Origin of the sequence: Bradyrhizobium valentinum (assembly GCF_001440405.1) — a bacterium.
Lineage (GTDB): Bacteria > Pseudomonadota > Alphaproteobacteria > Rhizobiales > Xanthobacteraceae > Bradyrhizobium > Bradyrhizobium valentinum.
This window is the reverse complement of record NZ_LLXX01000153.1, coordinates 172,173-183,040: the sequence shown is the minus strand read 5'-3', so window position 1 is coordinate 183,040 and position 10,868 is coordinate 172,173. Positions and strand designations below refer to the sequence as shown.

Below are 10,868 nucleotides of genomic sequence, written 5' to 3'. Positions count from 1 at the left end.
GCTTCTGCTTGTCGGCCACCCAATCGGGCATCTCGTCGCCGCGCTTGTCGCCGTAGCGCTTGTCCTCCTGCGCATCGGCAGCCTCGGCGGCCTTGAGCCAGCGGTCGACCTCCGCTGCAAGCTCCGCTTCCCGCTTCTTCATCCGATCGTAGCTCATCGCCTTGTGCTTGGACGCGTTCGCCTTGATCTTGGTGCCGTCGAGCGCCACGTGCCCGAGCTTCACCAACCCGGCCTTCTCGGCCAGCTTCAACACCTGCACGAACAGGTCGGCCAGCGCCTTAAGATGCCGCCGCCGGAACTCCGAGATCGTGCGGAAGTCCGCCGGGTCGCCGGCCACGATCATCATGAAATCCGCCCGCTCCACCGTCGCCCTGGCGATCCGCCGCGACGAGTAGATGCCGCTCGCATAGCCGTGTAGAAGCAGCGCCGTCATCATCCGCGGATCAAACGGCGGCTGACCCAGCCCGCTCCGGTAGCTGCCTAGGATCGCCGATAGATCAAGGCTTTCCTTGACCAGCGACACGATCAACCGCGAAACGTGGTCCTGCGGCACATAGTCCTGCACGCTCGGCGGCAGAAGCTGGACCTCGTCGATCTTCCAGGGGCGAAATTCCTCGCTCATGGCCACGCAAGGAATCAGACTCGCACCCTCTTGACCAGTCACTACTCAGACAGGCTCCTAGCCGACCTCATGCGCGAGCGGCAGGGCTTTCGATTATCCTGCGGTTCGCACCGCCGTATTTTGAACAAAAGTAGACGAGTGACCGACGCTCCCCGGCGTGCACCTGCCTTACCTCATGCCGGAACCTACATGTAGTGATCAGTACGGTTCCTAAAGGTGGCCGAAACATTTGGAGTTTACGGTTGGTTGGATATACGACGAACTCACCGCCCTCAAAATCTGTCGCTAGCTGAACAATCACAGAATACTCGAAGTCGGGGTCGCTCTCAGCATCCAAATGGATGCCAACGAAGGACCCAGGCGGCATGCGATGCATTTGGCATCGGCGAATGACGTATTCTGATGAGGCTCCGAAGATCTTCCTGAGCGCGGAGATCCGCTCTGTACTTTCAAGTAGTTCGATGATCTGCGCTGAAGCTGTACCATTCACGTTGCTAGGATTACGGCCGGCGTGATCCAAGCGCACTCGTCTTACAAAAACATTGTGAGAATCGCCGGCATCTCCCTTCCGAACCTCTTCTTCGGGAATATCGGACTGCAACTGATCGATCCTCGTCAACTCATCTTTGGTGAACAGCGTCTCGGGGGCAATCAGGACCGTACCTTTATCTGCCAGCTCTGAGCGGTACTTCGCGAGGGCATCTTCTGAAAGCAGACCAAGTTTATCACTCATTGTTCGCGCCTTTCGGATTCACTCAAATTCGACTCTTCTAATCCGCCTGCAACGAGCGGATCGCCAGATCCCAATTCTCGCCGTCGAAATCATCTATTCTTATGCTTTCGATCGTCGTTTTATCTAGGCATCGAACATTTACGCTGAATCCTGACGGATTCGATCGCGGCCGATAAAATGGCTTTACGCCGCAAACCCGACAAAACGTATGCCGAGCGATGTTCTTATTGAACTGATACGTAGTGAGGCGTTCTTCGCCGCATTCAATCCTAAGCTTGTCGTCAGCAACGAGCATGTGCAAAAATCCGGACATTTGGCAGATTGAGCAATTGCACTTCACTGCAGAAATCTCTGCTGGCGCTCGTACGTAGAACTTGACAGCCCCACAGTGACAGCGGCCACTGTGTTCAACCTCCGGCCGACCATCTCCGTCAAGCGAATCAATTCCGACTAGATTGCGGCACCACTCTAAGCTGAGACCATACGCGCGGTCGAATTCATCCAAGAAACGGCTATTGCAGTCGGCAGGGACCAGTTCGCTAATGAGCCTGCTTGTCATCTCTCCGTGATATTTCTCCGCAGGATCCTCGCCGCCGACATGGACCTGGAAATACTCAAGATCATCAGTGCGAGCATCAAAGGTTCTGACTAAAGTGGTCCAAAGCGCCTGGATCATTTCCGCAGCATGTAGCTCAAAGGCAACCATGTAGGCGCAGCGCACTATGGGGTCTCTCGACGACAAGCCATGATATAGCGCACGCAGGTACCGGCTCGTTGTGGTACTGTAGTTAGGCTGTATTGCTCGGCCAAGTAGGCGCGACGCATCTGTTCTAAAGAGCTTTGAGTGGAAGTTTTCGGTGTCCAGAATACTGGGTAGCGCAGCGTTGCCGCCTTGGAGAACCCGACTGTGACCTCCCGTTTCATCCCAGCAGATAAAATTTGCGACCACACTGGTCAGCTCAACGTCCCTCGGGAGGTCTCGATTGCGACGTATTGCGTCGAATATGAGATCCTTTTGTGATCCCGCCTGCAGGTGCGGGAACGCTTGTGACATCGCTAAGTATTCAGGTAGGAGACTGGCAACCTGATCTTTGGACATCTCCGCAGCGAACGGATGGGGGACAAGCAGAGCCCGGGCTCGCCGAGCCAGGTGCTCGCCAACAGGTATCTCTGAAGGTTGATGCAGTTTAGAGGGAGAAGCTTGGGATAACGTCATTCGAACCCGGGCATGCAGAGAGAGAGATTTTCTTGGCCTAGACCTAGGACCGTCAACCGATACCAATTCCCCGGATCGGGAGACGAGTTCATTTCCTGCAAAGAGGCATCACTTCGTCTTGAAGGCTCGCGATCTTGTCGATCCATCTAGTATCCTCCGGCTTCGGGTAGACCTTGGTGCAATAGTGCTTTGCTCAACTTATTTGTTCACGGATGTGTGGATTTTCTTGCGCCAAATGATTCCGTCGTCTCGCAGGCGTGCTCATTGGTTTCTCGATTGTGAGCTGTAGTTCCTACCGCGGTCGGTTCGCTTGCGCGAGATCAAAGCCAATTCCACGATGTTCGTAGTCGGCGCGATCTGCTCCCGCACGGCCTCTGCGGCCGCGGGCTCGGGCGGCGACGCGTCCGCCTGCTGCATCTCGGGTCCCGGCATCATGTCCATTGGCGCCGCCACGGCGTCCTTGCCACCGCGGCTCTCCTGCTCGGCCCTGGCCAGCACGGCATCCATTTCCAAGAGGCTGAGGCGCCGTTTGGCGGTCGCGGTCTTGCGGCGGATCTCGATGGTTTTCGCCAGCCAGATCGTCCACGTCACCAGCGAGGCGAAGGCTAAGCCCACCATGACCGCCTGCACCACGATGTCCGCATTCACGAACATGTTCCAGGGCGACAGGTTGCGCGGCAGCAGCGCGACATCGGTGGTGGCGAGCGCCGCATTAGGCAACGCAGCCACGCCGGCCGCGCCACACCAACGGATCATAACGTTCAGCATCGTTCGCTGCATGATCGTCTCCCGGGCTGACAATGCGGATCGGTTACACCGCGCGGGCGGGCGCGATCCTTTCCGCAAGCGCATGAAAGCGCTGCAACTGGTCGCTTCGCAGCGCGCGCGTTTCGTCACGGCCGACGAACACCTTGAACATGATGCCGCCGTCCACATTGATGAATGCGATGAAGGCCGACGACCTGCCCATAAAGGGCCGCTCGACGGAGGCAATCGCCGCGCAGCGCTCGTGCCGGAGATGGCCGTGAAGCCCCTTCGGCTGCATCAGGTTGAAGTAGCCGCGGCCGATCTCGCCTGCAGGGATGGCGCCGGTGAATTCGAAGATCGCATCGTCGGTGTGGACGATCAGCGTCACCTCGCCCCATTGCGCGACGTCATTCATCGCAGCGGCGAATTCACTGCCGGGGCCGAGGCGCACCATCGATTCAGGCATAGCCTCCAGGACTGCCCGCGGGCTCACTTTCCGCTCCCGCGCCACGTCCTCGATCACTGCTCCTGGATTGTCAGCCATATACGCCTTGAGTTCGGCAAGCTCCGTGCTCAACATGACAGCCCTCCCCGTCACGCAGCGGCGCTGGATTTGCGCTCGCTCAGGATCACTTCGAAACCTTCGAACTTGGGGTGGCCGAGGTAGAGGCTTTCGCCGGTCTTGTTGTCGGCGCGCGCGTGGGCGCGGCGAAATTCTTCCGATTTGGTCCAGGCTTCGAATGCCGCCTTGTCGATCCAGACCGTGTGCGACGAGTAGAGCGTGTGATCCTCGGCAACGGTCCCCTTCAGCAGGTGAAACTCGACAAAACCGGCCATGTTGCTGAGATAGGACTCGCGCGTGCGCCACACCGTCTCGAAGGCCGCCTCAGAGCCAATCTTCACCTGGAACCGATTCATCGCGATAAACATTTGAAATCTCCTTGCTGGGTTGCTGGGGTGCGCCTGGCGTACCGTTTGAGTTGGTTAGAAACATGGATGCACCGAAGCCGCGCTGGAGCATCAGCGCGGCCCGATGCAACTTGTTTGGTTCGTCAGCTCGTCGAACTAAGCTCCGCCAAAGTGAATTTTCAATCCGGCCTTGTAGACTCTGCCCCGGTCCTGGGCTCGACCACAGCACATCGTTTTGGTTGGTGCCATCGGTGGAATTGCCGGGGACGGCATAGGGCCGATAGTACTGGTTCAACAGATTGTCGATCGACGCCGTGAACATAATGTCCTTTGTCGCATGCCAGGTCATGTAGAGCTCGACGGGACGCTAATGTAGGAGAGAGCGTCAGCCAGCCGTTACAAGCCCGCCGCTCCTGCGTGTAGCGCAGCCCCTGCAAGCGCTGAGCGGCCCACCCGATAGACTTGTATATCTGAGCCAGCTTCAGGTGCTCTCGTCGGGCATTGCTGTCAGGCGCGATCTGAGCGAGTGATCGGCATTTGTCCAATGCGGCGGTGGTACGACACGCGGGGGCTTGCTTGCACACCGGCCCTTCCCGTCCAAAAAGCCGCGCTTGCCTGCGATCACCCCGGAGTAAGGCCGGGATTTCCATTTCAGCCTCCTGCCAGCGCCAACAGCCGTGCGAGGTAGGTCGGTGGGGTCACCTTCATTTCTCTCTCCATGTTGTCGTTCGGTCCGTGTCCGGTTGGAGACGCCAAGTCGGAAACCTGACAAAGTGGCACTCTCATTCCAGCGCCCCGTCGTCCGGACGCAGGTGCTTTTCCTCACGTCAAGCAAGGCTCGCACCAATTCTCGCGACCGGCACCCCGATTGCTGTGATGACATGGAAGGAAGCCGCAGCTGTTGCGCGGATCGGACATAGTCTGCGCACCGGAGCCTGAGCCACAGCAGTCAAAGCTGGACTAATACTCTCGCTGCTATCTGTAGTTGTGTCCAACAGGAAGTTGGCCTGGCGAATTCGTAGGCGTCACGACCCGCGATCCTATTGACTCGTTGCAACTCCGCTTTCCCCGTTTTGGCGTAGGAACGACATGTCTCGCCATGAGCTGCAGTGATCAGCAGACGCGTTCGTACCGGATCGGCATCTATTGGCACATGGCCTCGAGACGGCCGCTGAAGCACGGCAGCGTCGTCGGCCAACGACAGCATCATTGGATCGCGTGCCGCAAGCCGCATCACACCAGCTGATGCTCCGATACTGTGCGCTTAGGTAGGTCGCCATAGGGCACATTTATCCTCAAGGAACGATCTGAATTCAGCGCGTGAGCGGACCGTAGTCAGTTGAGGCTGGCCTTGTCGTATTCAGCCGCGTCCGGTTGGAGACGATGATGAGCGGAACCGGACAGTAGAATGCAACTCTTCCTCCAGCGCGGCGCGAAGCACGTGGTTATGCCCTTTTTCAAGCAAGGCTCGCACAACGTCTTTTGCGGCACGCCGATTGCTGAGGACGGGCAGGATCGATTACGTCCATCGCAGTCTCGGAGGCACCGAGCCCGGAGTTCAGATGAAACTTGCTCGATTGATTCGAATCGATGCCATAGACGCCGCACGCTTGAGTGATGGTCCGCCAATTCAGGCTTCGCCCGTCCGTCGCTGGGTGCCCGCGTGGCGTTTGCCCAGGAGCGGCTTTGGTTCTTGTCGGAGGGCGGCAGAGACGCCGCGACATCAAGATGGGTTTGCGCTGACGGAGCTCGACAAGGTTGCGCTGCAGTCGACCTAGGATGGCCACCCTCGTCGAGTTGATTTGCTCAATACTCTTGGCACGTACAGGAGGAGCTGAAATGCGAGCGCTACATGTTGATCATCGTGCGGACCTTTCTCGCGCGTTGCAACGAGCGCTCCTGGATTGCGCTTTTGGCGTTCACGCCCTGCAAGCGCCCACTTCCTTGTGAACTCCCGAATCCCGAGACCACGCTCATGCGCAAGGTTCGCGCCAATATACCGCATAAGTAAGGAAAAGAGAGGTGTCCTCATGTCCAAAAACAATGCGGGCCAATTCAATGAACTTGCCACTCTATATGAAGACACCGCTCACTGGCCCTTTCGAAAAGAGATCGAAATTCCAAGCGTATTACAGGCTATTGGTGATGTTGAGGGTCTCTCAGTCCTCGACTTCGGGTGCGGCACGGGGATGTATTCCCGCTGGCTAAAGCAACGCGGCGCGGGCCGGGTTGTAGGATACGATCCGACGAAAGGCATGCTCAACTACGCGCGGCGTCGGGCGGAGAAGGAGTCTCCGGGCATCTCCTTCGTCACTCGTCTCAGCCCCGATTTGATAGGTCAATTCGACCTGGTTCTTGCCGTGCATGTGCTGCAATACGCTAGCAGCGGACCTGAGCTGCAAGATATGTGCGCCGACATGGTCGGTCTGTTGCGTCCTGGCGGGCGCTTGCTGACACTGCCGATTCACCCATCTTACGATTCACGTCGGAGCTATTACGAACGCTATGGCCTCAGGCTCAGCGCCGATGATCTTCAGAAACCATATGTCGATGGTGGAGGTGTAAGGATACGACTCTGCAAAAACGGAAAGCAGGGCAGCGTCTTCGCATCGTATTGGTCCGCTGCTTCTTTGGAGCGGGCGTTAGGGCAAGGCGGCCTCCGATCGTTGAAGTGGCGGGAACTGGATGCCCCAGAATGCGCCGCTTTGGGTCAGGCTCCTAAAGAGCTGCATGCATATCTTCAAAAGCCACACTCGATCATCATCGAGGGTGTGCGCGCTCGTGACCCACAGTAAATCGGACTAGCCATGAAATTTTTCCCTTTCAGGAGCGACGCGTCCCACGCGTTTTGCTCAGGCGTTTTGCAAAAGCTGTCCGACATGGACGAGCATGAATGGGATGCCCTCGTCAGTGACGACAATTTCTACAACAGCTACCGGTGGCTGCGAGGCCTCGAACATTCACTCGGTGCAACGGACGTGCTTTCCGTCCACGGGTCGGCCGGGCTCGTCGCCGCATGTACGCTTTGGGAAGGAGACCAATCGCCTGGGATGTTCTTCCTACCAGATTGCATGGCGGGCGTTCCGGGCCCCTGGCAAGAGGGCTTTCTTTGGCTCGGCGGTCGGCGCAACACACACAACGAGATTCCCTGCATTCAGGGCAGGCGAAGGCATCAGGCTCTAGCAGAGTTGGGACGCTGCGCGCTAGAGTATGCGCAGCAGCGAGGATATGCCGGCTTTGTGATGCCGTACATGCCCTACCAGGCTGCGGTGGAATTTGCATATGCCGTAGGCGGGGTCGTCGTTCTGCATTCTGCCCAAGCCTCGCTGGAGGTGCCTGATACAGGGCTTGCCGGGATGATGGAAAGCTGGCGCGCGCATGATCGTAATCAGACCAAGTCTGAAATCGCGGCGTTCCGGCGAATGGGAAGTCGGGTCGAATGGGGCGTGCCCGACGAACTCGATGACTCGGTAGCCGCTGATCTCATCACCCAGAACAGGTCACGGTACGGCGGCATGCAGGATCGCGAGTGGGTGCAAGGGATCCTCGCGGGGCAGAGAAAGTCAGGTGTATCGTATTTCGGTGCCGCAGCAGTTTCCAAGCGTGATGAAGATATAACCGCGCTGGCGATCTTCTATCGCTTTGGAGCGACACTTCACTTGCGCTACTTCGGGGCAAACTACAGTCTCGATCTCAATGACTACAGATACTTCGTCCTTTGTTACTACGAGCCCCTCAACTACGCTGCGGCGAACGGCCTCACGAAACTGCGGCTTTCAACCTCCGCTCTGCGTGCCAAGGTGAACCGCGGGGCAAAGATCGAGCCACAGGCCTTGGTCGTCAAATGCGCCGATGAACAGCAGATCTGCCACTCCGAGGCCAAGCGGCACAACCATCGAATGCTCAGGGAATATCAGGACGAGTTCCCTGGCCATCTGAGCTGGGATTGGGAATTGGTCGGGTCCCATCAAAATCCAACAAACTGAACAAGCGCCACATGCTGCACTCTGTGTATCTCTTCCCATCGCCCCGGGGCGCTCGAACTTGACGGCGTTCTGGCCTCGTCAGCGAACGGGAGGATTTGGTCTATCATGGTCTTGATAAGGGCAACCAGTCCTCGATGGCATGTCCGCACTGTCGGCCGCCATCTCCACTGAACCGAGCACTCCATCTCGTTCCAGACGAGTCTTCCTGCGGAGCGTGCGAGTACGCCGCGCGCCTGACCACCTTCACATCAAGAAGCTGGAAGGGAATGGCGCGACCGGGGTCCAAAGCCGAAGGCTAGAATTGGACAGGCGCCGACAGTATCGCACCGCGATGGCACGCGCCGCGCCTACACCCCACTATCGCAAAAGCACGTCTTTCGTATCGCCGGGCGGCTTGAAAACGTCGAGTCTGGGATCATTGCCCCTTGATCTTCCGGTTCCAGGCAACTTTTCGTTGAGCGAACTATAGAACCCAAAAAAAGAAGGCCACTCCAATGGAGTGGCCCAAGTCAGGGAGGAAACGCCCTTGAGGGGCCTCTGGGATCAGGCCGCAGCCTGTTCGATCGGTGAAAATGGCAGGCCGAGGCTCTCGGCCACGGCCCTATAAGTTAGCCGGCCCCGATAGACATTGAGGCCTGCGCGCAGATGCGGATTTTCGAGCACGGTTGCAAATCCCTGGTTGGCGAGTGCCAAACCAAATGGCAGCGTGGCATTATTCAGTGCCTGGCTTGAGGTAAGCGGGACAGCTCCGGGCATGTTGGCGACACAGTAATGAATGACGCCGTCGACCTCGTAAGTTGGATCAGCATGCGTCGTCGGACGCGATGTCTCGAAGCATCCGCCTTGATCGATAGCAACATCCACGATCACAGAGCCTTTGCGCATCGAGCTTAACATGCGGCGGCTGACTAGTTTCGGCGCGCTCGCGCCTGGAACGAGCACCGCACCGACAACAACATCGGCCGCAAATACTTCCTCCTCAACGGTGTCAATTGTCGAAAACCTGGTACGAACGCGACCTTCGAACAGCTCATCTAGCTCACGAAGCCGGGGTATCGACCGGTCAAGGATCGTGACCTCGGCACCCAAGCCCGCCGCCATCCGCGCCGCATGCGTACCGACTACGCCGCCTCCAATCACCACGATGCGGGCTGGCTGAACACCGGGCACGCCACCGATCAGCAGCCCCCGCCCGCCCGCATACCGCTTCAGGGCGCTACCTGCCGCCTCGATCGCAAGCCGGCCAGCGACCTCACTCATCGGCGCAAGCAGCGGAAGACCGCCATGCGCATCGGTGACAGTTTCGTAGGCGATTGCGGTGCACCCAGACTTTAGCAGGCCCTTAGCCTGCTCCGGATCCGGCGCCAGATGCAGATAAGTGAAGAGAATCTGGTTCTCTCGCAACTGCGCCCATTCGGAAGATTGGGGCTCCTTGACCTTTATGATCATCTCGCTCGATGCAAATATCTCATGAGCGGAGTCCAGAATCGTTGCGCCGGCCTTGCGATATTTATCGTCCGTTGCGCCAATGCCGGCACCGGCATTGGTCTCGATCAGCACGCTGTGGCCGGCGGCCACATATTCGCGGACGGCTCCAGGCGTCAGACCGACGCGATATTCGTGCGTCTTGATTTCCTTGGGAACACCGATCTTCACCTGCAATCTCCGTACTTGGACAACCTTTTCTAGTCGGAAGATCGGTTTGTTTTCCTGCAAACTTGCGAAGCAAGCGCTATGTGAAGCAGAAATCCAGCAATATTTGGCACTATTTTGCAGGATTCCAAACAAGAACCGGGCAAGATCGATACGACGATCCAGGCCGAGCTTAGCATCAATGCGACCCAGCGCTCGGATCAGTCACACCGAAGTCTCGAAGCGAATGTGACTCTACTGCGATGGCGCCGGCAGCCCGCGCTGTAAGACAAGGAACATCAGAGGGCATCTACCGATAATTGAGTTCAACGGTTTGCCTCAACAACCCCGACCCGACATTGCGGAGCGCCTAGTCGACCACGTCTCGTGTCTGACCAAGATGGAACCGACCTAGCATTACAGTTGCCGTTTTGCTTTGAAGTGAGCACGCTGAGCGGTGGCTTGGTGCGCTCTGCGCCAGAGTGACCATGCGATAACGTGTGCGGGTTGGATGCGCTTTCGGGCGAGCCTGATGGCGATACGGCGAACTTCCTGGATTGACCAACGGATCAATGACGGGATGGCGATGCTTTTGTTTTTGCCGTAGTTCGCCGTTTCGTTTTTTTGGGGGGCGGTGGATTGGCGCGATGGCGGATCACCGCCATCATGGCGAAGGCGAGCATCACCAGGGAAACGTGGCGGTGCCAGCCATGCCAGGATCTGCTCTCGTTGTGATCGAGACCAAACTGGTTCTTCGCCGTCTCAAAGCTGTCCTCGATCGCCCACCGATGGCCTTCGACCGCCACCAGCGTTTCGATAGACGTTCCCGCTGGGCACCAGGTGGTGAAGAAGGCGAGATCGCCATCGGCGATACGACGACGGATCAGTAGACCGCGTGTCCACAGACCCGAATTTGCATCGTTTAATGCCTCGACTTCGAGATCAGCCAATTCGAGATAGCACCAATCATGCAGCCGCGGTCCTTTGGTTCCGGCCCCTGCCGAGAGGCGTTTCCAGTCGGAC

General features: G+C 57.9%; 10 protein-coding genes and 1 pseudogene. 2 read left to right on the top strand and 9 right to left on the bottom strand.

Translation table 11 applies throughout. The features are described from left to right. The 7 genes and pseudogenes from CP49_RS27760 to CP49_RS43510 all read right to left on the bottom strand — a co-directional run. On the bottom strand, positions 1-622 hold a 622-nt coding region (locus tag CP49_RS27760), incomplete at its 3' end, for a transposase (RefSeq protein ID WP_197423254.1). Positions 623-689: 67 nt separating this feature from the next. Further along, positions 690-1,355, bottom strand: coding sequence for a 2OG-Fe(II) oxygenase family protein (locus CP49_RS27755; RefSeq protein ID WP_057853320.1), 666 nt, complete (start codon positions 1,353-1,355; stop codon positions 690-692). Between the two features lie 37 nt (positions 1,356-1,392). After that, entirely contained in the window at positions 1,393-2,076 is a 684-nt protein-coding gene (locus CP49_RS47950; RefSeq protein ID WP_245310898.1) for a GFA family protein, read from the bottom strand. 756 nt (positions 2,077-2,832) lie between these two features. Next, positions 2,833-3,351, bottom strand: a complete 519-nt coding sequence (locus CP49_RS49440; protein WP_420807654.1) for a MotA/TolQ/ExbB proton channel family protein — start codon at positions 3,349-3,351, stop codon at positions 2,833-2,835. Positions 3,352-3,382: 31 nt separating this feature from the next. After that, complete coding sequence (gene hutX, locus CP49_RS27740) at positions 3,383-3,898, bottom strand: heme utilization cystosolic carrier protein HutX (RefSeq protein ID WP_057853317.1); 516 nt, start codon at positions 3,896-3,898, stop codon at positions 3,383-3,385. Between the two features lie 14 nt (positions 3,899-3,912). Beyond that, on the bottom strand, positions 3,913-4,248 hold the full coding sequence (gene hmuQ / locus CP49_RS27735) for a heme-degrading protein HmuQ (protein ID WP_057853316.1): 336 nt from the start codon (positions 4,246-4,248) through the stop codon (positions 3,913-3,915). 135 nt (positions 4,249-4,383) lie between these two features. Continuing rightward, positions 4,384-4,588: pseudogene (locus CP49_RS43510) on the bottom strand (hypothetical protein); the annotation flags it as partial. A gap of 1,669 nt (positions 4,589-6,257) precedes the next feature. On the opposite strand from CP49_RS43510, the gene CP49_RS27730 reads away from it, so the two are divergent. Further along, complete coding sequence (locus tag CP49_RS27730; RefSeq protein ID WP_057853315.1) at positions 6,258-7,022, top strand: class I SAM-dependent methyltransferase; 765 nt, start codon at positions 6,258-6,260, stop codon at positions 7,020-7,022. Positions 7,023-7,034: 12 nt separating this feature from the next. Further along, the gene (locus CP49_RS27725) at positions 7,035-8,213 is read left to right on the top strand and encodes a peptidogalycan biosysnthesis protein (protein WP_057853314.1); all 1,179 of its coding nucleotides are present in this window, start codon (positions 7,035-7,037) and stop codon (positions 8,211-8,213) included. Positions 8,214-8,756: 543 nt separating this feature from the next. Here the strand turns inward: CP49_RS27725 and ald are convergent. After that, positions 8,757-9,869, bottom strand: coding sequence for an alanine dehydrogenase (gene ald, locus CP49_RS27720; RefSeq protein WP_057853330.1), 1,113 nt, complete (start codon positions 9,867-9,869; stop codon positions 8,757-8,759). Between the two features lie 545 nt (positions 9,870-10,414). After that, the coding region (locus CP49_RS42030) for a transposase (protein ID WP_156438694.1) at positions 10,415-10,868 on the bottom strand (454 nt) is incomplete at its 5' end.